Annotated in this window: 26 protein-coding genes; 17 read left to right on the top strand and 9 right to left on the bottom strand. The window is 69.2% G+C overall.

Annotated elements, in window-relative coordinates:
• Positions 1-32: 32 nt before the first annotated feature.
• The 7 genes from ACV7GQ_RS05590 to ACV7GQ_RS05620 all read left to right on the top strand — a co-directional run bounded on the left by ACV7GQ_RS05590 (position 33) and on the right by ACV7GQ_RS05620 (position 5,755).
• Positions 33-317 (top strand): DUF357 domain-containing protein, encoded by a 285-nt coding sequence (locus ACV7GQ_RS05590; RefSeq protein WP_470312552.1) that lies wholly within the window; start codon positions 33-35, stop codon positions 315-317.
• Positions 318-396: 79 nt separating this feature from the next.
• Positions 397-1,365, top strand: coding sequence for a DUF4397 domain-containing protein (locus tag ACV7GQ_RS05595; protein ID WP_470312553.1), 969 nt, complete (start codon positions 397-399; stop codon positions 1,363-1,365).
• Positions 1,366-1,478: 113 nt separating this feature from the next.
• Positions 1,479-1,754: an ArsR/SmtB family transcription factor gene (locus ACV7GQ_RS05600; RefSeq protein ID WP_470312554.1), complete on the top strand. Its 276-nt coding sequence runs from the start codon at positions 1,479-1,481 to the stop codon at positions 1,752-1,754.
• Positions 1,755-1,808: 54 nt separating this feature from the next.
• Positions 1,809-2,114, top strand: a complete 306-nt coding sequence (locus ACV7GQ_RS05605) for a DUF8036 family membrane protein (RefSeq protein ID WP_470312555.1) — start codon at positions 1,809-1,811, stop codon at positions 2,112-2,114.
• Between the two features lie 199 nt (positions 2,115-2,313).
• The gene (locus tag ACV7GQ_RS05610; RefSeq protein WP_470313140.1) at positions 2,314-4,338 is read left to right on the top strand and encodes a DUF7282 domain-containing protein; all 2,025 of its coding nucleotides are present in this window, start codon (positions 2,314-2,316) and stop codon (positions 4,336-4,338) included.
• A gap of 164 nt (positions 4,339-4,502) precedes the next feature.
• Entirely contained in the window at positions 4,503-5,474 is a 972-nt protein-coding gene (locus ACV7GQ_RS05615; protein WP_470312556.1) for a transcription initiation factor IIB, read from the top strand.
• Positions 5,475-5,575: 101 nt separating this feature from the next.
• Positions 5,576-5,755 (top strand): DUF7836 family putative zinc-binding protein, encoded by a 180-nt coding sequence (locus ACV7GQ_RS05620; protein ID WP_220618593.1) that lies wholly within the window; start codon positions 5,576-5,578, stop codon positions 5,753-5,755.
• On the opposite strand, the gene ACV7GQ_RS05625 is transcribed toward ACV7GQ_RS05620, so the two are convergent.
• Positions 5,756-6,160 carry a translation initiation factor IF-2 subunit beta gene (locus tag ACV7GQ_RS05625; RefSeq protein WP_470312557.1) on the bottom strand — a complete coding sequence of 135 codons (405 nt, stop codon included), beginning with the start codon at positions 6,158-6,160 and terminating at the stop codon, positions 5,756-5,758.
• 188 nt (positions 6,161-6,348) lie between these two features.
• On the opposite strand from ACV7GQ_RS05625, the gene ACV7GQ_RS05630 reads away from it, so the two are divergent.
• A complete protein-coding gene (locus tag ACV7GQ_RS05630) occupies positions 6,349-6,585 on the top strand; it encodes a UPF0058 family protein (RefSeq protein WP_470312558.1) in 237 nt (78 codons plus the stop codon).
• Between the two features lie 75 nt (positions 6,586-6,660).
• Here the strand turns inward: ACV7GQ_RS05630 and ACV7GQ_RS05635 are convergent, their stop codons facing one another.
• Positions 6,661-7,098 carry a DUF555 domain-containing protein gene (locus ACV7GQ_RS05635; RefSeq protein WP_470312559.1) on the bottom strand — a complete coding sequence of 146 codons (438 nt, stop codon included), beginning with the start codon at positions 7,096-7,098 and terminating at the stop codon, positions 6,661-6,663.
• 46 nt (positions 7,099-7,144) lie between these two features.
• Positions 7,145-8,125, bottom strand: a complete 981-nt coding sequence (locus ACV7GQ_RS05640) for a DMT family transporter (RefSeq protein WP_470312560.1) — start codon at positions 8,123-8,125, stop codon at positions 7,145-7,147.
• Between the two features lie 226 nt (positions 8,126-8,351).
• On the opposite strand from ACV7GQ_RS05640, the gene ACV7GQ_RS05645 reads away from it, so the two are divergent.
• Complete coding sequence (locus tag ACV7GQ_RS05645) at positions 8,352-9,134, top strand: helix-turn-helix transcriptional regulator (protein ID WP_470312561.1); 783 nt, start codon at positions 8,352-8,354, stop codon at positions 9,132-9,134.
• 5 nt (positions 9,135-9,139) lie between these two features.
• On the opposite strand, the gene ACV7GQ_RS05650 is transcribed toward ACV7GQ_RS05645, so the two are convergent.
• On the bottom strand, positions 9,140-9,763 hold the full coding sequence (locus ACV7GQ_RS05650; protein WP_470312562.1) for a uracil-DNA glycosylase family protein: 624 nt from the start codon (positions 9,761-9,763) through the stop codon (positions 9,140-9,142).
• Between the two features lie 113 nt (positions 9,764-9,876).
• On the opposite strand from ACV7GQ_RS05650, the gene ACV7GQ_RS05655 reads away from it, so the two are divergent.
• From ACV7GQ_RS05655 to ACV7GQ_RS05670, 4 genes are all read left to right on the top strand, one after another.
• Entirely contained in the window at positions 9,877-11,427 is a 1,551-nt protein-coding gene (locus ACV7GQ_RS05655) for an acyl-CoA carboxylase subunit beta (RefSeq protein ID WP_470312563.1), read from the top strand.
• A gap of 2 nt (positions 11,428-11,429) precedes the next feature.
• Positions 11,430-11,735, top strand: coding sequence for a DUF8022 family protein (locus ACV7GQ_RS05660; RefSeq protein WP_470312564.1), 306 nt, complete (start codon positions 11,430-11,432; stop codon positions 11,733-11,735).
• A gap of 150 nt (positions 11,736-11,885) precedes the next feature.
• On the top strand, positions 11,886-13,736 hold the full coding sequence (locus ACV7GQ_RS05665; RefSeq protein WP_470312565.1) for an acetyl-CoA carboxylase biotin carboxylase subunit: 1,851 nt from the start codon (positions 11,886-11,888) through the stop codon (positions 13,734-13,736).
• Between the two features lie 70 nt (positions 13,737-13,806).
• Positions 13,807-14,748, top strand: a complete 942-nt coding sequence (locus ACV7GQ_RS05670) for a biotin--[acetyl-CoA-carboxylase] ligase (protein WP_470312566.1) — start codon at positions 13,807-13,809, stop codon at positions 14,746-14,748.
• Positions 14,749-14,768: 20 nt separating this feature from the next.
• Here the strand turns inward: ACV7GQ_RS05670 and ACV7GQ_RS05675 are convergent, their stop codons facing one another.
• From ACV7GQ_RS05675 to ACV7GQ_RS05695, 5 genes are all read right to left on the bottom strand, one after another.
• Positions 14,769-15,245: a universal stress protein gene (locus tag ACV7GQ_RS05675; RefSeq protein ID WP_470312567.1), complete on the bottom strand. Its 477-nt coding sequence runs from the start codon at positions 15,243-15,245 to the stop codon at positions 14,769-14,771.
• Positions 15,246-15,303: 58 nt separating this feature from the next.
• Positions 15,304-15,708, bottom strand: a complete 405-nt coding sequence (locus ACV7GQ_RS05680) for a hypothetical protein (protein ID WP_470312568.1) — start codon at positions 15,706-15,708, stop codon at positions 15,304-15,306.
• Between the two features lie 36 nt (positions 15,709-15,744).
• Positions 15,745-16,767 (bottom strand): amidohydrolase family protein, encoded by a 1,023-nt coding sequence (locus ACV7GQ_RS05685; RefSeq protein ID WP_470312569.1) that lies wholly within the window; start codon positions 16,765-16,767, stop codon positions 15,745-15,747.
• A 21-nt stretch (positions 16,768-16,788) separates the two neighbouring features.
• Positions 16,789-18,012: an HD domain-containing protein gene (locus tag ACV7GQ_RS05690; RefSeq protein ID WP_470312570.1), complete on the bottom strand. Its 1,224-nt coding sequence runs from the start codon at positions 18,010-18,012 to the stop codon at positions 16,789-16,791.
• A 73-nt stretch (positions 18,013-18,085) separates the two neighbouring features.
• Positions 18,086-18,625: a protein-tyrosine phosphatase family protein gene (locus ACV7GQ_RS05695; protein ID WP_470312571.1), complete on the bottom strand. Its 540-nt coding sequence runs from the start codon at positions 18,623-18,625 to the stop codon at positions 18,086-18,088.
• A gap of 160 nt (positions 18,626-18,785) precedes the next feature.
• Here ACV7GQ_RS05695 and cofD point away from each other — a divergent pair, with 160 nt between their 5' ends.
• Genes cofD through ACV7GQ_RS05715 form a run of 4 tightly spaced genes read left to right on the top strand, consistent with a single transcriptional unit; the run spans position 18,786 to position 21,944 of the window.
• The gene (gene cofD / locus ACV7GQ_RS05700; protein WP_470312572.1) at positions 18,786-19,778 is read left to right on the top strand and encodes a 2-phospho-L-lactate transferase; all 993 of its coding nucleotides are present in this window, start codon (positions 18,786-18,788) and stop codon (positions 19,776-19,778) included.
• The gene (locus tag ACV7GQ_RS05705) at positions 19,778-20,524 is read left to right on the top strand and encodes a tRNA-dihydrouridine synthase (RefSeq protein ID WP_470312573.1); all 747 of its coding nucleotides are present in this window, start codon (positions 19,778-19,780) and stop codon (positions 20,522-20,524) included. Before cofD ends, ACV7GQ_RS05705 begins: the two co-directional genes overlap by 1 nt.
• Positions 20,521-21,360 carry a triphosphoribosyl-dephospho-CoA synthase gene (locus ACV7GQ_RS05710; protein ID WP_470312574.1) on the top strand — a complete coding sequence of 280 codons (840 nt, stop codon included), beginning with the start codon at positions 20,521-20,523 and terminating at the stop codon, positions 21,358-21,360. The genes ACV7GQ_RS05705 and ACV7GQ_RS05710 overlap by 4 nt, the downstream gene beginning before the upstream one ends.
• Positions 21,360-21,944, top strand: a complete 585-nt coding sequence (locus ACV7GQ_RS05715; protein ID WP_470312575.1) for a DUF447 domain-containing protein — start codon at positions 21,360-21,362, stop codon at positions 21,942-21,944. The genes ACV7GQ_RS05710 and ACV7GQ_RS05715 overlap by 1 nt, the downstream gene beginning before the upstream one ends.
• The last annotated feature ends 57 nt before the right edge of the window (positions 21,945-22,001 follow it).

Raw genomic sequence — 22,001 nt, forward strand, 5'->3', positions numbered from 1 at the left:
GGCTTACACGCCCGCCGTCGCTCGCTCCGGCTATGGCCGCCGACATCGAGGAGAAGACCGACCGCTACGAGGGACTGCTCGCAGAGGCGCTCGACGCCGCCGAGATTGCACCGCCCGAGGGGACGCCGATGCACGACGCCGCGCTGGACTGCGAGGAGATGGCGTCGGCGTATCTCGACGACGGCAGGCACTTCCGCTCGGAGGACGACCTCGTGAACGCCCTGGCGTCGTTCTCCTACGGGCACGCGTGGCTGGACGCGGGCGCCCGCATCGGCCTGTTCGACGTGCCGACCGAGGGCCATCTTTTCACGCAGTGACCGGCCGGAAATGAAATTGGGTGAGTTTCTGGAAAGTATTTACCACGTATCAGACCTCCGACCCTGACTGGGTCACAGTATGAGGCCAACACGACGCCACGTCCTGCGGAGTATCGCGGCCGGAACTGCTGCAGTAGCGGTCGGTACTGGGGTCGCAGTTGCGGACGACGACGAGGCGGCAGACGGCGACGCGAAGGTGCGGGTCGCCCACGCGTCGCCGGACGCCCCGAACGTCGACGTGTTCGTGGGCGAGAACAAGGTCCTCGCCGACGTCCCGTTCACGGCCGTCAGCGGCTACCTCGAACTGCCGGCGGGCTCCTACGAGGTCACTATCGCGGCCGCCAGCGACGCCGAGGCACCCGACGAGGCCGAGACGGTGGCCTTCCGGGGCGAAGTCACTCTCGAAGGCGACGACTACACCGTCGCCGCCATCGGCGAACTGACGCCGGACGTGAGCAGCGAGTCGTTCCGCCCGGCCATTTTCGAAGACAAACTTGGTGTACTGGACGAGGGAGACGGTCGCGTCAGAATCGTCCACGCGTCGCCCGACGCACCCGCCGTCGACGTTCGAGTCGTCGACGACGACGGCAACACGGTGCTGACGCTGGCAGACGGCATCGAGTTCGGCGAGGCAAGTGCGAACGTCGAGGCACCGGCCGGAACCTACTCCGTCGCGGTGTTCCCCGCTGGCGCCGACGAGACCCTCGACAGCGCCGTCTACGGCCCCGTCGACGTCGAGGTGCGTGCTGGCGAGGTCCTGACGGTGTTCGCAGAGGGCTTCCTGACGGCCGACCCCGGATTCCAACCGGTGCTGGCCTACGAAGACGCGGCCCCGTTCGGTGGCGGACCGGGTGGCGACGGCGAAGCGGACGACGATGAAGAAGACGAAGACGAGGATGGCGACGACGACGAGGAGGAAGAAGATGAAGCGGACGACGAAGACGAGGTGGAAGACGAGGACGGCGAAAACGACGAGCAGGAAGCGGACGACGCCGGACGCGGGAAACCGGCCGATACCGGACGCGGGTACGGTCGGGACGACGACTGACCAGCCATCGGGAACTGCCAGAGCCCCCTCACACCGCTGGCGGTGACGTGACCGGCGTTTCTGCCCTTCACGGGCCGGTGGTTATACGTAGGCCCCAAGAGTTAGACCCGACGATGGAGGCCGTGTTGTGGTACGTCTTGACGAGTACGCGGGGCGGAGCGAACCGTATCCGCATCCTCCGCGCGCTCGACGAGCGGCCTCGGAACGCGAACAGGCTGGCAGAGACGCTCGACCTCGACTACAAGACGGTCCGGCACCACCTCGACGTTCTGGAGGAGAACGACATCGTCACCGACAGTGGCGACGACTACGGCGCGGTGTATCTGCCGACCGACCGCACACGCAAGTACTGGGACACGGTCGAGGAGATAATGGAGACCGCAGAGTGACTATGGCTGAAATTGGGAAAGAGTATATCAGCGGCAATCTGGAAGGGTGGAGCAATGGTCGGTTGGATTGACGTCGCACGCGTCGCGGTGGCCGTCAACATGCTGTTACTGGCGGGACTCGTCTACGTCTGGGGGCGCAACTACTACGAGCTCCGTTCGAAGCACACGCTCGGCCCCCTCGTTTTCGCCCTGTTCCTCCTCGGAGAGAACGCCTTCGCGCTGTACTTCTACCTGCTCGACCCGCTTCTGGCGGAGTGGTTCAGTACGGCGGTTCCCGACCCGGCGTGGCAGGCGATGGTGGTCCTACACGTACTGGAGGCCGTCGGACTCGCGGTGCTCACGTGGACGACCTGGGACTGAGAACCGAGCGGCCGCCGTCCTTTTATAAGCCAGTCCACCTACCCTATCTTCGACAGCGTGCAGCGTCGAGCCGGAAAAACGCCTCACGTGGGCGGGAGTGGGGTGCAAATTGGGTGACAGTCCGGTCGCAGTTAGGAAAATCCCTTTTTATACATCTCCGGTCTGACCGGGTATGCGGCAACGCATCCTGACCGCGCTGATAGCGCTCACCGTCCTGACGTCCGGTATCGCCGGGGTCGCGGCGGGCGAGACTGGCACCGATTCCGAACTGGCACAGGCCGCCAACGGGGCGAGCGTCACGTTCGCGAACCAGACGAGCGGCGGCGACACGGTCACCGTCGACTCGGTGACGCTACCCGAGGGCGGGTACGTCACCGTCCACGACGCCTCGCTGAACGACGGGGCGGTCCTCGGGAGCGTCGCCGGCACGTCGACGTACCTCGGCCCGGGCACGCACGAGAACGTCACCGTGGCGCTCACCGACGACGTGAGCGACGGGTCGTACGTCGCGATGGCCCACGAGGAGACCGACGGCGACCGGACCTACGAGTTCGTCGCCTCGAACGGCCAGACCGACGGGCCCTACACGACGGACGGCGACATCGTGCTGGACGGCGCGGACGTGACCGTCTCGGCCAGCGTCTCGATGAGCGACCAGCCGACGACCGGCGACAGCGTCGTCGTCGACCGGGTCGTCCTCTCCGACGGCGGGTTCGTGACGGTCCACGACGCGTCGGTCACGGAGGGCGCGGTGTTCGAGAGCATCCGCGGCACCTCGGCGTATCTGGAGCCGGGCGTCCACGAGGACGTTCGCGTCCGACTGGACGACCCGCTGACCGAGAACGCGACGCTGGTCCCGATGGCGCACATGGACACGAACGGCGACGAGACCTACACCTTCGAGGAGAGCGACGGGGAGGCAGACGGCCCCTACGCGACCGCTGACGGGAGCGCGGTCGTCGACACCGCGGCCGCGACGGTCACCGACACCGCGCGGACCACTCTCGACGCCCAGGCTACCGGCGGCCACGCCGTCGTCGTCGAGAGCGTCTTCGTCCCCGACGGTGGGTTCGTGACGATTCACGACGGCACCGTCGCGGAGGGCGCGGTGTTCGACAGCGTCCGCGGGACGTCGACGTACCTCGAACCGGGCTACCACACCGACGTGGTCGTCTCGCTCGACACGCCGGTCGAGAACGACACGACGCTGGTGGCGATGCCCCACCGAGACACCGACGACGACGAGACGTACGACTTCGTCGAGACGAGCGGCGAGGACGACGGACCCTACACGGACATGGGGAGTGCCGTCACCGACACCGGTGAGGTCACTGTCGCCGCGGCCGTGACGATAGCCGACCAGTCGAGCGACGGTACCACCGTCGTCGTCGACCGCGTCGACGTCTCGGCGGGTGGCTTCGTCGCCGTCCACGACGCGACGCTGTTCGACGGGGCCGTCTTCGACAGCGTCGTCGGCCACTCCGAGTACCTCGAGCCGGGCGTCCACGAGAACGTCACCGTGACGCTGGACGAACGACTCGCCAGCGGCCAGACGCTCGTCGCCATGCCCCACCGCGACAGCGACGGCGACGAGGCCTACACCTTCGTCGAGAGCGAGGGCGACGCGGACGGCCCGTACACCGCCGGCGGTGACGCCGTCGTGGACACGGCCGAGACGACCATCGAGGCCAGCCTCGCGTTCGAGTCCCAGACCACCGGCGGTGAGACGGTCACTGTCGACGCCGTGACGCTGCAGGACGGGGGCTTCGTGACGGTCCACGACGCGTCGGTCACGGAGGGCGCGGTGTTCGAGAGCATCCGCGGCACCTCGGCGTACCTCGGTCCGGGCACGCACGAGAACGTCACCGTGACGCTCTCGGACCCCGTCACCGAGAACGCGACGCTGGTCCCGATGGCCCACCGCGACACCGACGGCGACGAGGCCTACACCTTCGCCGAGAGCGAGGGGAGCACCGACGGGCCCTACGTCGCCGCCGGCAGTGCCGTCGTGGCCGTTGGCGACCTCTCGGTCGAGTCGGCGACGATGACCGAGGCGTCGACCACGGAGGACGCGATGACCGAGGCGTCGACGGAGACGGAGATGGAGGCGATGACCGAGATGGACGAGGCGTCCACGACCGGCGGGTCCGGCCCCGGGTTCACCGTCGCCGCTGCACTGGTGGCGCTGGTCGCGGCAGCGTTCGTCGCACGCCGGCAGAGTTAAGTACACGAACGCGCGGCCGTGACACGTGCTGCCACGCCGCTTTCGTGCGGTTAGGTGCCACGAGCGGCGAAAGGTTTTTATATCTGTCGAACTAACTATTGGTAAGAGAAACCCGGCAAGGGTTCTTCAGCATTACGCACCCGGCAGTCAGGGACATCCCAATCATGAGCGAAACAACGATACGAAATTCGACGGAGGAACAGGTACAGGAGCGAGAGTTCGAGGAGGAGACCACGGAGGCACAGGACGTCTGTCCCGAGTGTGGCGGGAACGTCACGACGGACACGGAACACGGCGAGACGGTCTGTCAGGACTGCGGCCTCGTCGTCGAGGAGGACAGCATCGACCGCGGCCCCGAGTGGCGCGCGTTCGACTCCTCGGAGCGGGACTCGAAGTCCCGCGTGGGCGCCCCGACGACGAACATGATGCACGACAAGGGCCTCTCGACCAACATCGGCTGGCAGAACAAGGACGCGTACGGCCGGTCGCTGTCGTCCAGCCAGCGCCAGAAGATGCAGCGGCTCCGCACGTGGAACGAGCGGTTCCGCACCCGCGACTCCAAGGAGCGCAACCTCAAGCAGGCGCTGGGCGAGATAGACCGGATGGCCTCCGCGCTCGGCCTCCCGCAGAACGTCCGGGAGACGGCGAGCGTCATCTACCGCCGCGCGCTGGACGAGGACCTCCTGCCCGGCCGCTCCATCGAGGGCGTCGCGACAGCGGCCCTGTACGCGTCGGCCCGCATGGCCGGGAGCCCCCGGTCGCTCGACGAGATGGCGGTCGTCTCCCGGGTCGACAAGATGGAGCTGACCCGGACCTACCGATACATCGTCCGCGAGCTCAACCTCGAGGTCCAGCCCGCCGACCCCGAGCAGTACCTCCCGCGGTTCGTCTCGGACCTCGACCTGAGTGACGAGACCGAGCGGCAGGCACGCGAACTCATCGAGCGCGCGCGCAACGCGGGCCTGCTCTCCGGGAAGTCGCCGGTCGGCCTCGCGGCCGCCGCCGTCTACGCCGCCGCGCTGCTGACCAACGAGAAGGTCACCCAGAGCGAGGTCGGTGACGTCGCGAACATCTCCGAGGTCACCATCCGCAACCGCTACAAGGAGCTGCTCGAAGCCGAGAGCGTCCCGGCGTAGACGGTCCGAGCGCGGGACCCTCGGTAGACCGAGCGAGGCCGAGGCAGAGGAGCGGGGAGACGCCAACCTTTTTCCACCCACAGCGTGTGTCAATACCACACATGGAGGAAGCGTACGTCCGGCTGCTCTGTCCCGAGTGTACGAAAGACTGGGAGTCGACGCCGAGCGAGTTGCCGACACACGACACGCTGTTTCACTGCCCGAACTGTCACGCGAGCCGGCGGCTCGCCGAATTCACACGGACCGACCGCGACCTGCAGACGCTGAAAGGCCTCCAGTAGTCAGCCGCTGGTGGCCGAGCGCGCACCGCACGCCTCACAACGCAACAGCAGCGCGTCCCCCTCCCGTTCGAGTCGCGTGTCCGGCAGGCCACACTCCGAACAGCGGACGAACTCCTCGACGTACTCGTCGACGGCCGTCCCCAGCCGGTCGGCGTCGAACGAGCCGGTGAGTCGCGCCCGGCCGCTCTCGTCGATGTGTGCGCTCGTCCCCACCTCCGTCTGGAGGAACTGCAGGACGTGGTCCGGGTCCCGTCCGAGCCGGTCACACAGCGACTGGAAGTTCTCCACGACGGAGGCGTTCCCCTCCTGTCGGACCTCCGGGGCAGGCACCTCGAACCGTTCTGACGACCCCTCTATGTCGGGCGTCTCGGACATCGCCCGGTCGAGCATATCGTCGTAGTCCATACGTCACAGTGGACGACCCGGCGTCAAAAATCTTTCAAACCCGCCGACTCCGGTACCGGGACGCCGCGATCCGGGACGGAGATTCGGCCGTCTGAGGGCCGTACCCTCACGTTTTATCATGGCGGGGTGGTGTGTTAACCCGAGTCAGAGTAGTACTATAACCCTCCGGTTTCTAGCAACGGGTGACCATGAAGAAGCAGGAGCTCATTCACCTTCACGGCCTGCTTGCACAAGTACAGAACCACTACGAACAGGACACCGGCTCGACGGTCGAACACGACGAGTACGCCGAACTCGGCGTGAAGCCGACATCGATCCACAAGTCGAAGACGGACCACAAGGCCGCCGTCTTCGCCATCGCCGACGGAATCACCTCGGAGATGACCTCCGAGGAGAAAGAGCCCGTTTCTGCCGCCGCCGACTGAATCTCCTACTTCCCCTCCAGCGACGCCCCTACTCGGTAGTCACATCGCTCGAAAGCGGACTGCGTAGGGCCCCGTCTACTCGTCGATGAGTTCCTCGAACTCGGGCAGTATCTCGTCGTCGTCCGTCTCCTCGTCCGCCTCTGTCTGCTCAGCGGCCTCGGTGTCGTCGTCCTCGTCCGGAATCTCCTCTATCTCGACGACGTCCAGTGGGATGTTCTCCAGTCGCTGACCGATCTCCTTGCGCGCGATGCGGGCGGCGTGTTCGTCCCGCTCGACGTTGAACACGGTCATCTCCAGTTCGAGCGCGACGAGGCTCTCGTCGGCGGCGATGAACGCGGGGTCCATCTCCTCGCCGCAGTGAGGACAGCTCCGCTCGCCCATGTTTATCTCGACGTAGTTGAGGTCCGGGTTGAGCATCTCGCCAGTCTTCGAGATGGCGATGCGGACCGCTTCGTCGGCTGTGGCCACGTCGTAGACGGGGACGGCTGCCTCAACGACAACTCTGCAGTCCATACAGGTATGTTTGCTAGCCTATATAATGAAGGTTAGCCCGGGTCTCTCAGTCGGACTCGAACCCGGTCGCATCCTCGCCGACACCGAGGGCGTCGGTCGAGACGGAGGCGTCCCGCGAGAGTCCGGTACCGAGTGCCGGCAGGGAGAGGGACTCGCTCCCCAGCACGACGAAGCCGGCGAAGACCGTCAGGAACCCGACGACGGTGAACTCGGAGATGGACTCGCCCAGCAGCGCCCACCCACCCAGCGTGGAGACGACGGGAACGACGTAGAACACGAGGTTCGCGTGGGTCGCCCCCGCGCTGTCGAGCAGGCCGAAGTAGGCCACGTAGGCGATGGCACCGGCGAAGACGCCGACGTAGAGGAGCGCGACGAGCGCCGCGGGCCCCCAGCTGACGGCGGCGACGGACTCGCCGGTCCCCCAGCTGAGGGTGTGACACAGACCCGCCGCGACGGGCAGGGCCCACGCCGTCCGGACGGTGCTGGAGAGGTCGCTGTCGCTCCAGCGGACGAGGACGCTCCCGAGCGCCCCGCTGACCGCGCCGCCGAACAGGAACAGCTTGCCGGCGCCGCCACCGAACAGCATCGCGGGGTCGGGGTTGACCACCAGCGCGACGCCGAGCAGGCCGATGAGCAGGCCGGTCGCCCCGCGCTTCGAGAGGCGCTCGTCGGCGAGCAGGAGCGCCGCGAACACGGGCGTCAGGATGGGGTTGAGGCTGAACACGATCGCGCCGACGGCGCTCGTGGCGTCCTGCTGGCCGACGAACAGGAACGCGTTCGTGAGTCCGAGTGCGAGCAGCCCCGTCGAGAGGACGCCCAGCGCGTCACCGCGGCTCGTCGGGAGGAGGTCGCCCCGAGAGCGGGTGAGCGTCACGTAGCCGAGCAGCGCCACGGCGGCGACGTCGAACCGGAGCGCGACGAACAGGAGCGGCGGGAAGTGGTCGAGGCCGGCCTTCGCCGCGACGAAGGTGCCGCCGAAGAGGACGCTGGCGGCCACGCCCAGGGCGAGGGTACGTCGTGACACCACGGTTACACCACCACCTCGACGACTGAACGACCAGGGGCCGAGACACGCAGAAGAATCGCACCGAGCGGCTGTATCATCTTACTATCGGGTACGAGAGGGAGGGTTATAGTCTCGTTCAGAAAATCTTACACGACGGGAAAACCGCCACGCGTCGTGGCGCTCTTTCACGGGTTGCAATCTTTTCACGTCGCGAAACCGATATCAGTGCGGCCAGGCAAACGCGGGTATGGACGCCACGCTCTCCGAGATCGAGTTCCTCGCGCTCTCGCCGAACCGGGTCGCGGTGCTGGAGCTCCTCGCCGACGACTGGCACACCCGGTCGGACCTCGCCGCCGAGACCGGCGCGTCACAGGCGACGCTGGGCCGCATCCTCGGTGACTTCGAGGACCGCAGGTGGGTCCGCCGGAGCGAGGGCGGTTACGAGGCGACGGCCACGGGCCGCCTCGTCGCCGAGGGGTTCCGGGACCTGCTGGACATCCTCGAGACGGAGCGGGACCTGCGGGACATCGTCGACTACCTGCCGACAGACGCGATGGACTTCGACCTGCGGCACCTCGCGGACGCCACGATAACGACGCCGACCCAGACGCGGCCGAATGCGCCGCTCCAGCGCCTCCTCTCGCTCATGCGCGGGGCGGACGCGGTGACCGCGTTCTCCCACGCGTTCAACGACCAGAGCCTCGCCGTCGCGGCCGACCGGGCGGGCGACCAGCAGTTCCGAGCCGTCCTGTCGCGCGACGCCGTCGACGCGCTCACCGGCGACGAGACGCTCCGCGACCGCCTCCGCGCCCTCCTCGAGACGGAGACGGCCTCAATCGGCGTCTACGACGGCGAGATACCGCTCGCGGTGACGATAGTCGACGACGTGGTGCACCTCCTCGTCCGGGACGAACGCGGGGTGTTGCAGGCGGCCGTCGACACCGACCATCCGGCGGTCCACTCGTGGGCCGAGGCCCGCTTCGAGTCGTACCGCGAGGCGTCGACGCCGCTCGCGTCGACCGACGTCTGACCCGCTCAGCGGACGCGCCAGACCTCGTCTCCTGGGAGGAACCGCCCGAGTTCAGCCTCCTGCCGGTAGTCGGTCGCCAGGAGGGCCCTGAGCGCGGCGACGAGTGCGCCCTCGTCCTCGTCGGTCCACTCGACGGGGTCCTTGATGGGGTAGACGAGCCACCCGCTCCCGCGAACCTCCGTCGCGTGGAGCGCCTCCATGTCCACCTCGTCGGCCGACTCGGCGGTCATGTTCGCGAAGACGTGCTTCGTCGCGCGTTCGCCGACCGGGAGCAGGACGTGGGAGGTGATGGCCCGGACCTCCGTATCGAACATCGGTTCGTGGTCCGCGTAGTCGTCCTCGTCCGGGACCCGGTCGCCACAGAGGAACAGGTACGAGAGGTACGTCTTGTCGACGGTCGGCGGCGTCCCGGCTTCCGTCAGGAGGCCCCCGTCGACGAGCGCACGCTGGAGTCGCTCGGCGGCTGGGGTCCCGGTGAAGGGGATGCCCGACTCGCTGCCGCCGTGGACGCCCGGGTGGTCGCCGATGACGTGGAAGTCCGCGTTCGCGTCGCCGTACCCCGGCACGAACGGCTCACACGGCGGCCGGAAGCCAAACGGGTTGTGCTGCGTTGCCGTGATGTTCTTCACGAGGGGTGGGACGTGGCAGGTCGGCAAAACTCCGACGGTCTCGGGCGGGCAACGCTTTTTTCCGATGCCCTCCACGGGACGGGTATGCTCAGGTCCGGGAGCCGTGATGTCGCGTGAGCCACGACGACCGCGTCGAGGACCTCCGCGAACGGAAGGCGGAGGCCGAACGTGGCGGTGGCGAAGAGCGCATCGAGGCCCAACACGAGAAGGGGAAACTCACCGCCCGCGAGCGCATCGACTACTTCCTCGACGACGACACCTTCGTCGAGATAGACGCCCTGCGGGAGCACCGCTCGACCAACTTCGACATGGACGAGAAGCACGTCCCCGGCGACGGCGTCGTCGTCGGCTACGGCGAGGTCAACGGCGAGCGCGTCTACGTCTTCGCCCACGACTTCACCGTCTTCGGCGGGTCGCTCGGCGAGGCGTTCGCCCAGAAGGTTTGTAAGGTGATGGACAAGGCCATCGAGAACGGCGCGCCAATCATCGGGCTGAACGACTCGGCGGGCGCGCGCATCCAGGAGGGTATCGACTCGCTGGCCGGCTACGCCGACATCTTCCATCGCAACCAGCAGGCCAGCGGCGTCGTCCCGCAGATTTCGGCCATCATGGGGCCGTGTGCCGGCGGCGCCGTCTACTCCCCGGCCATCACGGACTTCGTCTACATGGTCGAGGAGACGAGCCACATGTTCATCACCGGGCCGGACGTCATCGAGACGGTCACCGGCGAGGAGGTGGGGTTCGACGAACTGGGGGGCGCGAAGACCCACGCCACCGAGTCGGGTGTCGCCCACTTCACGGCCGCCGACGAGAAGGCGGCGATGGACGACATCCGCTACCTGCTCTCGTACCTGCCCCAGAACAACGTCGCGGACCCGCCGCGGGTCGACCCGTGGGACGACCCGGAGCGCCGCGACGAGACCCTCGTCGAGACGGTGCCCGACGAGCCACAGAAGCCCTACGACATGGTGGACGTGATAGACGGCGTCCTGGACGAGGGCTCCTTCTTCGAGGTGGCGGAGGGGTTCGCCCGCAACATCGTCACCGGGTTCGCCCGGCTCGACGGCCACTCGGTCGGCGTCGTCGGCAACCAACCCCGCGTGAACGCCGGGACGCTGGACATCGACGCCTCGCGGAAGGGCGCGCGGTTCGTCCGCTTTTGTGACGCCTTCAACATCCCCATCCTCACGTTCGTCGACGTGCCGGGGTTCATGCCCGGCAAGGACCAGGAGCGCAACGCCATCATCAACCACGGCGCGAAACTGCTGTACGCGTACAGCGAGGCGACGGTGCCCCTGCTGACGGTCATCACCCGGAAGGCCTACGGCGGCGCCTACGACGTGATGGCCTCGAAGCACATCGGCGCCGACGCCAACTACGCGTGGCCGACGGCCGAGATCGCCGTGATGGGGCCACAGGGCGCGGTGAACGTCCTCTACGACGACGAACTCGCCGACGCCGACGACGTGGAGGCCCGCCGGCAGGAGCTCATCGACGAGTACCGCGACGCCTTCGCGAACCCGTACACTGCGGCCGAGCGCGGCTTCGTCGACGACGTGCTGGAACCGCAGGACACGCGGCCCCGACTCGTCGAGGACCTCGACCTGCTCCGGGGCAAGCGCAGCGACCAACCGGACCGCAAACACGGGAACATCCCACTGTGACCATGGCTACCGACACCGCAGATACCGTCGACGGCGCGCTGGTGGCAGAGATAGCGGCTCAACTCCCTGACGCCTCGGTGGACGAGGCGGCGGCCATCGCCGTCGCCGTCGGGGCTCACCTCACCGACCGTCAGCGGGCCGCCGCCGCTGCTGCGGCCGCGGCCGCAGCCAGTGACGGTGAATCCTGGGACGGTGAGCAGTGGGCCTTCTCCGAACGCGTCGAGGGCACGCAGAAACGACACGTCAGAGTCCGCGACGAGGCGCCGACGGACCCGTGGAGCGCCGCCGGTCGCACCGACCGGATGTGACGGCGCTCACCCGCCCACTCTCGTCGGAGCGGTGACCGTTCCGGGGACTGTTCGCCCACACCGACGTGTCCGAGCGCCGCTCCGAAACGGGTCGGCGGCCGATTCGCCGCTCCGCATAGTTTTATGGGGCAACTCTCGGTATGGAGGATTATGTTCGACAAAGTACTCGTCGCCAACCGCGGGGAAATCGCGGTCCGGGTAATGCGTGCGTGCGAGGAGTTGGGCATCGGTACTGTTGCAGTCTACTCTGAGGCCGACAAGCACTCCGGCCACGTCCGCTACGCCGACGAGGCGTACAACGTCGGGCCGGCCCGGGCGGCCGACTCGTATCTGGACCAGGAGGCCATCGTGGACGCCGCCAAGCAGTCCGGCGCCGACGCCATCCACCCGGGCTACGGCTTCCTCGCCGAGAACGCCGACTTCGCACGCAAGGTCGAACAGACCGAGGGGGTGAAGTGGATCGGTCCGGCCGGCGACGCGATGGAGAAACTGGGCGAGAAGACGAAGGCCCGGAAGATAATGCAGTCCGCGGACGTGCCCATCGTCCCGGGGACGACCGACCCCGTCGACGACCCCGAGGAGGTCGCCGAGTTCGGGGAGGAACACGGCTTCCCGGTCGCCATCAAGGCGGAGGGCGGCGGTGGTGGCCGCGGGATGAAGATCGTCCGCGACCCCGACGAGATAGAGGAGCAGCTCGAGTCCGCCAAACGCGAGGGGGAGGCGTACTTCTCGAACGACTCCGTCTACCTCGAGCGGTTCCTCGAGAACCCCCGCCACATCGAGATCCAGATCATCGCGGACCACGAGGGGAACGTCCGCCACCTCGGCGAGCGTGACTGCTCGCTCCAGCGCCGCCACCAGAAGGTCATCGAGGAGGGGCCGTCGCCGGCGCTGTCCGACGAACTCCGCGAGAAGATCGGCGAGTCCGCCCGCCGCGGCGTCCGCGAAGCGGACTACTACAACGCCGGGACCGTCGAGTTCCTCGTCGAGGAGGACACCGACCGCGAACCCGGCGAGGTGCTGGGGCCCGACACGAACTTCTACTTCCTCGAAGTCAACACCCGGATTCAGGTCGAACACTGCGTCACCGAGGAGATAACGGGCATCGACATCGTCAAGTGGCAGATTCGGGTCGCACAGGACGAGGCACTCTCCTTCGAGCAGGACGACGTCGACATCGACGGCCACGCGATGGAGTTCCGCATCAACGCCGAGAACGCCGCGAAGGACTTCGCGCCCGCCAACAGCGGGTCGCTGGAGACGTACGACCCGCCAGGCGGCATCGGCGTCCGGATGGACGACGCGCTCCGGCAGGGCGACGACCTCGTCACCGACTACGACTCGATGATCGCGAAGCTCATCGTCTACGCGTCCGACCGGGACGAGGTCATCGAGCGCGGCAAGCGCGCGCTCGCCGAGTACGACATCGAGGGGTTCCCGACGGTCATCCCGTTCCACCGCCTGATGCTCACCGACGAGGAGTTCGTCGGCGGCACACACACGACGAAGTACCTCGACGAGACGCTGGAGAAGTCCCGCATCGAGGAGGCCCAGGAGCGCTGGGGCGGCGAGACCGAGGCCGCGGCCGACGAAGACGAGGAGGTCGTCGAGCGCGAGTTCACCGTCGAGGTCAACGGGAAGCGCTTCGAGGTCGACCTCGAGGAGCGCGGCGCGCCGCCCATCAACGTCGGCGACGTCGACGCCGCCGGGGGCGACGACCGACCACAGCGCCCGGGTGGCGGCGGCGACTCCGGCGGCGGTGGCGGCGGGTCCAGCGCCGAGGGACAGGAGGTGACCGCCGAGATGCAGGGGACCATCCTCGAGGTGACCGTCGACGAGGGCGACGAGGTGGAGTCGGGCGACGTGCTCTGCGTGCTGGAGGCGATGAAGATGGAGAACGACATCGTCGCCGAACGCGGCGGCGTCATCAACGACGTCGCCATCGGCGAGGGCGACTCCGTCGACATGGGCGACCTCCTGTTCGTCATCGGGTCCGAGTAACCGCACTCGTCGGCCCGTCGGCGACCCGCCCGAGTGACGCCTTTTTCTCGGTCGCCGTCGAAGCGACTGCATGAACGAGACACGACACCGGGTCCTCGACGCGCTCTCGGCGGGTCCCGTCTCGGGACCGGCGGTGGCCGAGGACCTCGGCATCTCGCGGTCCGCGGTGTGGAAACACGTCGAGGCGCTCCGGGAGGCGGGGTTCACGATCGACAGCGGCGACGCCGGGTACGAACTCGTCGAGATCCCCGAGTTCGGCGGGCCGGCCGTCGAGTACGGACTGGACGCCCCCTTCGACGTCGAGTACCACGACAGCATCCCGAGCACGAACGCTCGGGCGCGTGACCTCGCCGCCGACGGCGCTTCGGACGTGGTCGTCCTCGCCGACGAACAGACCGGTGGCCGTGGCCGGCTGGACCGGGAGTGGGCCTCGCCGAGCGGCGGTATCTGGCTCTCGCTCCTCTTCAGACCCGACGTCCCGATGGCCCACGCGCCGGTGTACACGCTGGCCGCCGCCGTCGCCGTGGCCCGCGCCGCACGGGAGGCCGGCGTCGAGGCGGGCATCAAGTGGCCCAACGACGTGCTCGTGGCGGTCGACGGCGAGGAGCGGAAACTCGTCGGCATCCTCACCGAGATGGAGGGCGAGGCCGACCGCGTCTCGTGGGTCGTCGTCGGCATCGGCGTCAACGCGAACGTCGACCCCGAGACGCTGCCGAGCGAGGCGACCCCGACGAGTCTGCAGGCGGTCCGCGGGGCGCCGGTCGACAGGCGCGTGTTCACCCAGCGACTCGTCGAGACGTTCGAGGAGTTGCGCAGGGACCGCGAGTCCGTACTGGACGCGTGGCGCGAGTACGCGACGACGCTCGGAAAGCGGGTCCGCATCGAGACGCCGGACGGCGTCGTCGAGGGGGAGGCCGTCGACGTCGAGTTCCCGGGGCGGCTGGTGGTCGAGACCGACGACGGGCGAGCGACGGTCTCCGCGGGCGACTGCGACCACCTCCGACCGGTGTAGGTGTCGGGGCCGAGGGACGGTCAGTTCGTGGCGCTGGCTTCGGGTTCGGTGTCGGCGCCGTCGGTGTCGGTGTCGCCGACCGGCACGGTCACCACCGGCACCGGCGACGACCGGACGACGCGCTCGGCGACGCTGCCGAGCAGGAGGCGGTCGAGGCCCCCGCGGCCGTGGGTCCCCATCACGACGGTGTCGCAGTCGTTCTCGCGGGCGTACTCGACGATGCGCTCGCTCGGGGCTCCCTCGTCGGTGGCCGTCACCACCTCGAGGTCGCCGGTCATGGCCTCGAGCGAGTCGAGCGCGAGTTCGCCCTCCTCCCGGAGCATCTCGGTGACGCCGTCCCACGTCGTCTCGACGGGGAGCGTGGCGTAGCTCCCCGTGTCGATGACGTAGAGGCCGTGTACCTCCGCCCCGTGGAACCGGGCCAGTTCGACCGCGTGGTCGACGACCCGGGACATCCCCTCGGACCCGTCTGTCGGTACCAGTATCCGGTCGTACATGCCCGGAGATACGGTAGCTGTGCGTTTAGTTATTTGCCAACTGGTACCACACGACACGTCAGTTCGGCTCGGACTCGCGCTCTGGGTCGCCGGCGGTGTCGTCGGTCGTCTCGTCCATCACCCGTTCGAGTTCGCGCTCCAGCTCCGCCTCGGTGAGCGCGCCGTCCCGGTACTCCTCTGTCAGTCGATCGACGGCGTCCTCGTCGGTAGTGATGCCGTACTCCGAGGTCTCGACCGACGCCGTCGTCTCCTCGCCGCCGAGGAGACTCGACCCGGCCCGGTAGAGCGCGTAGCCGACACCGACGACGAGGAGGGCAGTCACCAGCAGGGACAGGAGCGCCGCGAGCAGGTTCTGGAGGACGGCGAGCACTGCGGCGGCGACGCTGAGGGCGAACAGCAGCGCCACGCCGCCGAGCAGCACCCGACCGAGCGTCCCGAGGGCGCGGTCAGTTGTGGGGGACATCACCTCGCCCTTGCAGTCCGTGGCCGATAAACGTGGTCACGAGCCGGGGAGGACGACCTGCTCGACGTCGGCCGTCCCGGCGCGGCGGACGACCGCCCGGACGGGGTTCCGTGCCCCCGCGAGGTTGTCCGAGTCGCCGTCGAGGACGAGGAGGCTGGCCGGTCGGCCCGCCTCGACGAGCCCGCAGTCGAGACCGGCCAGCTCGGCCCCGTTGACCGTCGCCATCCGCAGGACGTCGCGCGCGGAGACGTCGTACAGCTTCGCGGTGAACTCCATCTCCCGGAACATCGACGGGCTGTTGAGGAAGACGTTGTCCGTCCCCAGCGCCACCGTCGTCCGCTCGGCCAGTTCCTCGACCGGCGGTTTGCCGACGCCGGTGACGAGGTTCGACCGGGGGCAGACGGCGACCGGGATCTCGCTGTCGGCGACGCGTTCGAGGTGGAGGCGCTTCGCGTGGACCATGTGGACGAGGAAGTCGGGGTCCAGGTCCAGCGCCGGGTTGATGTCCGAACTGTCCACCTCGCCGGCGTGGATGCCGAACAGCTTCCCGGCCTCGCGGGTCGCCCGGCGCTCCGACCCGAACTCTGCGTCGTTGGCACCGCTGGCACCGAACCCGTCGGCCATCTCCATCGCCTCGACCGTCTCCCGACCGAGGACGACGCTCCGGAGCGGCGAGTCGGCGAGCGCGGCGCGGATGGCCCGCACGCCCTCGACGCCGCCCTCGCGGAACTCGACGAACGCGCCGGTCCCGGACCCGTACATGTACGACAGCGACCGGACCATCCCCTCGACGAGCTCGGACCGGTCGGCCTGTCGGAGGAGGCGGTGTTTCAGGCCGTCCGGCGGCGCGACCAGTTCCTCGAGCGAGAGGCCCTCGCCCGCCTCCTTCGCGATGGAGTCCCCGATGTGGGTGTGGGCGTTGACGAACGCCGGGCAGACGATGGCGTCGCTGTCGACGCTTTCCTCCTCGAGAGCGGTTATCTCGCCGTCCTCGACGACGACCCGCCCCTCGACGGGTTCGAACGCGCGGCCGCGGAGAATCGTTCCTTCGATAATCATGGCTTACCCTCCACTCGACGCTCAGTTAAATTCGTCGAGGGTCGCGTGGATGCCGGGCCGGACGTCCCGCACCCGCGCCCCGTCCAGGTCGAGGCCGAGTTCCCGGATAGCGACGTCGCCGACGCGCTCGCTGTCGGACTCGGGCGCGTACACCCCCAGCCGCCACTGGTCTCGCTGGGCGGCCCGGATGGCGTTGACCAGCGTCGACTGCTCGCCGAGGCGGCGCACCTCGCCGTTGACGAGGACGCGGCTGCTCGACTCGGTCATCGACGGCTCGTCGGGGACGTCGAGGACCACCGAGTCGGGGTCGACGGCCGCGCTGTCGGCGATGGCGTGTTCCCACGCCCGGACGTCGCGGTGGTCGGCCCCGACCAGCTCGTCGGGGACGGCGGTCCGTTCGGCCCACACCGACCGCTTGTACAGGTCGCGCTCGCTCAGCCGACGGGCGTACTCGGCCGTCTCGTCGCACTGGCGCAGGCGGACGAGCAGGTCTGCGTCGTCCCAGCGACGCAGGTCCGAGGCCGTCACGTTGGTCGCGGTCAGGAGCCGTTCGGCTCCGCGGCGGAGCATCGACTTCGCGATGCGGGCGACGTGGTGGGCGTAGACGGTCGGGTTCATCAGGGCGCGGGCGAGCAACAGCGACTCGGCCGTCTGGACGTTCCCCTCGTCGAGGACGAGTTCGCCGTCGACGAAGCGCAACTCGCGGACCAGTCGCTCGTGGTCGATGGTGCCGTAGGGGACGCCGGTGTGGTGGGCGTCCCGGACGAGGTAGTCCATCCGGTCGACGTCGAGTTCCCCCGAGACCAGCTGGCCCAGTTCGCCGTCGCCGGCGACGAGGTCGGCCACGCGGTCCGGATTGAGTCCGTGGTCGGTGAGGACCCGGGCCACCTCGCCGCGGTCCAGCAGGTCGTGGACGTCGTCGTGGTACTTCCCCGTCTTGCGGTGGATGACCGACTCGACGTTGTGGCTGAACGGGGAGTGGCCAACGTCGTGGAGGAGGGCGGCGGCACGGACCCGCTCGGCCTGCTGGCCCTCGATACCGAGGTGCGAGAGCGCGCGGTCGGCCAGATGGTAGACGCCCAGCGAGTGCTCGAAGCGGGTGTGGTTGGCCGACGGGTAGACCAGCGTCACGGTCCCGAGCTGTTTGACGCCGCGGAGGCGCTGGACGGGCGGGGTCTCCAGCAGGTCGGCGGCGACGCCCTCGACCGCGATGTGGTCGTGGACGCTGTCCTTGATGGTGGTCATCGCTTGCGGGTTCGGGAGCCGCCGGCAAAACGGTACTGCCGGGGTCCGAGTGCGGTTCGCCCCGCAGAGCGGGTCAGCGTCGAGCGACCGACCCGAGCAGTTCGAGGAGCTCGTCCTCGGTGGCGTCGCCGTTTTCGACGGCGTCCATCGGGTCCCGACCCATCTGCTGGACCGTCTCGATGGCCCGTCTCGGCCCGTAGTCACGGTTGTAGACGAGCCACGCGGCCAGTACCTGTCCCGTCCGACCGATACCGGCGAGACAGTGGACGACGGTGCGGGCCTCGACGTCGATGGACTCCGCCAGGAACGGGATGACCTCCTCGTGGAGGGCGTCCGTCCCGACGAGTTGCTGGTCGGGGACGGGGACGTGGAGGACGTTCGACTCGCCGAACTCCCGGACGTACCGCGCGACGTTCGACCCGGGTTCGTCCAGTTGGTGCCCGGCGAGGAGACAGCAGACCCGTTCCACCTGGCAGTCACGGACCGACTGTATCCAGTCGGAGAGGGCCGCGTCGTGGCCGGCCGCACTGTGCCAACCGGGGGCGCAGGCACCGAAGACGTACTCCTCGTCGGGGGCAGCGGGGGCGAACCTGTGGGCGTGAAGCTTACGCATGACTGCAGTTGTCAGCCACCTCTCCGGCCACGAACTTCAGTGTCCCCCCTCGGTTCTCACGACTGATTCTCAGTCGGTTGATACGACTGGTCGGGTCGTCCGCCGCGCGCTCTCCGGGGCAGGGCCACGTTTATAGGCTCCCTCACCCCTACGTCGCCGTATGGTGACGTTCCTTGCCGGCGGGACGGGGACGCCGAAACTCCTCGCCGGCGCCGACGACGTGTTCGAACCTGCGGCCACGACGGTCGTCGCCAACACGGGCGACGACGTGGAGCTGGGCGGGCACCTCGTCTGCCCGGACCTCGACACGGTGCTCTTCCTCGACGGCGGCGAACTCGACCGGGAGACGTGGTGGGGCATCGCCGACGACACCGCCGAGACACACGACGAACTCCACCGTCTGGCCGAGGCCGCCGACCTCCCGACTGGGCCGCAGTACCTCCCCGCCGACGCACAGACGGCGGGCCGCGACGTCGCTCGCTGGCGCCGGTTCTCCGGCGTCGCGGAGTTCATGCACATCGGCGACCGGGACCGGGCGGTCCACGTCACGCGGACCTCGCTGCTGGACGCGGGCCACTCGCTGACGGAGGCGACGCGCGTCCTCGCCGACGCGTTCGGGCTCGACCGGACGCTCCTGCCGATGAGCGACGACCCGGTGGCGACCATCGTCCACACGCCGGGCGGCCCGATGCACTTCCAGGAGTGGTGGGTCGGGCGGAACGGCGAGCCGGGCGTCGAGGACGTGGAGTTCCGCGGCGGCGAGACGGCGACGGCCACCGACGCCGTCCTGACGGCGCTTTCGGAGCCGGTGGTGGTCGGGCCCTCGAACCCCGTGACCTCGCTCGGACCGATGCTCGCCGTCGACGGCATCCGTGAGGCACTCGCCGAGACGCCGGTGGTCGCCGTCTCGCCGTTCGTCGAGGACGAGGTGTTCTCCGGCCCCGCCGGGGACCTCATGGCAGGCGTCGGCCGCGACCCGAGTACGGCCGGCGTCGCCGAGAGCTACCCCTTCGCCGACGCGTTCGTCCTCGACACGGAGGACGGCACCGCCCTCGACAGGCCGGTGGTCCGTACGGACACGACCCTCGACGGCCCCGGCGACGCCGACCGGGTCGCCCGCGCCGTCGCGGACGCCCTCGCGGAGGTTCCCTGATGTTCCGACCGCGGGTCGCGCTGGCGAGTCTCAGCGGCGAGGCCGACGCCCCGTGGGCGCGCGCGGTGGAAGACATCGTCGGCTGTGCCTTCCTCGGCGGCATCGCGCTCGACCGACCCACCCGGGCGGCCGCCCGCGAGATGGTCGACCGGGACCGTTCCGAGTTCCTGCCGGACGACCCGATTGCGTTCGTCGACGCGCAACTCGCGGCGCTCTCTGACGCGCCGCTCCGCCCGGCGTTCAACGTCCGGAGTGCGTCGCCCAGCCCGATAGCGCGTGCGGCCCGCGTCTGCCGGACCCACGACGCCGTGCTCGAACTGAACGCTCACTGCCGACAGGACGAGATGTGTGCGACCGGTGCCGGCGAGTCGCTCCTCCGCGACATCGACCGACTCGCCGAACAGGTCGCCGCCGCCAGCGAGACGGGGGCCGCCGTCTCCGTGAAGGTCAGGACGGAGGTCGAGGGGGTCGACCTCGCCGAGGTGGCTCGCCGCGTCGAGGACGCAGGCGCAGACGCCGTCCACGTGGACGCGATGGACTCTGAGTCGGTCGTCGCCGAGGTGGCCGAGGCCACCGACTGCTTCGTCGTCGCGAACAACGGCGTCCGCGACCGCGCGACGGCCACGGAGTACTTCGAGTACGGGGCCGACGCCGTCAGCGTCGGGCGGGCGAGCGACGACCCAGCGGTGCTTCGCGACGTCCGTGGGGCGGCAACAGAGTGGTTCGGCCGCGAGGTGGTCCGATGAGCGAACGCTCGACGGCCCAGAACGCCGAGCTGGCGCTCCTGCTGGAGGTCAGCGGGACGCCGAAACCCGGCAACGTCGACCGGGAGCGGGAGTACGACGACCTGCGGTTCGAGCACTTCCTGGCCGGCGCGGTGGGCGCGCGGCCGGGCCTCGACCTCGCGGCCGACGGCGAGCGCGTGGGCCGCGCATTCGAGCGGGCGGTCGACGGGATGGCCGGCCAGTCGGGCGGGAACACCCAGTTCGGCGCACTGCTGGTGCTGACGCCGTTGGTCGCGGCCGCGAGCGAGGGCGCCCTGGCGCCGGCGGGGGTCGAGGGGGTGGTCCGTGACACGACAGTCGCCGACGCCGCCGACTTCTACCGTGCCTTCGAACACGTCGACGTGGCCGTCGACGACCCGCCGGCGGGGCTGGAACCGCTGGACGTACGACGCGGGAGCGACGCGATACCGACCCTCGAGGAGCGGGGCCTGGCGCTGTCGGACGTGATGGCCGAGAGCGCGGACGTCGACGGCGTCGCCGCCGAGTGGACGGACGGGTTCCCGCGGGTGTTCGAGGCCGCGGAGTGGATACTGACCGACACGGGGCCGGTGGCCGACCGGGCGTCGCGGGCCTTCCTCCGACTGCTCGCGGCGGAACCGGACACCTTCGTCATCACCCGGAACGACCGCGAGACGGCGGCGGAGGTCCAGCGGCGAGCGCGGGCGGTGCTGGACGGCGAGGAGGACGCGACGGAGCTGGCCGAGGAGTTCGTCGCCCGCGACGTGAACCCGGGGACGACGGCCGACCTCGTCGCCGGCGCCCTGTTCGTCGCGCTGGAACGGGGGGTGGCCGTCTGATGGGCGCGATGGACTGGCCGGTCGCCCTCGCCGGGGTCACCGAGAGCGTCGTGACGACGCTGGGACCGAACGACCTGTGGAACGTCGCGGCGCTCGGACTCCACGCACCCGACGGCGACGGCCCGGTGACGGCGACGACGTGGGGCCGGACCCGGACGTGGCGGAACCTCCGGGAGCGCGGCGAGGGGTACGTCCAGTTCACGCGGGACCCGGTCGACTTCGCGGAGGCGGCCCTGTCGGTCCGCGAGGAGGACGACCCGGTTCTGGCGAGTGCCGACGCGTGGGTCCGGGTCAGCGTCGAGCGTCTCGACGGGGGCGAAGACGGTGGCACGCAGTGGGTCGAGTGGGCGCTCCGCCCCGAGGAGAGCGGCGTCGAGCGACGTGTCGTCCCGACGACGAACCGGGGCCACGCCGCGGTGGTCGAGGCGACCGTCGCCGCCTCGCGACTGAACGTCCCGGCCTACGACCGGGCGACGTTGCTCGACAGGCTGGCGTACTTCGAGTCCGTCGTCGAGACGGCCGGGAGCGAGCGCGAGCGCCTCGCGTTCGAGCGGGTCCGGGCCCTCGTCGACGCCGAGTGGTAGCGAGCAGGCGACACGGTGACTGCGGCGGGCTCCCGACGGCCGAGCGGTGGCGTGGTG

It is taken from the genome of Haloarcula sp. MBLA0163 (assembly GCF_055632435.1).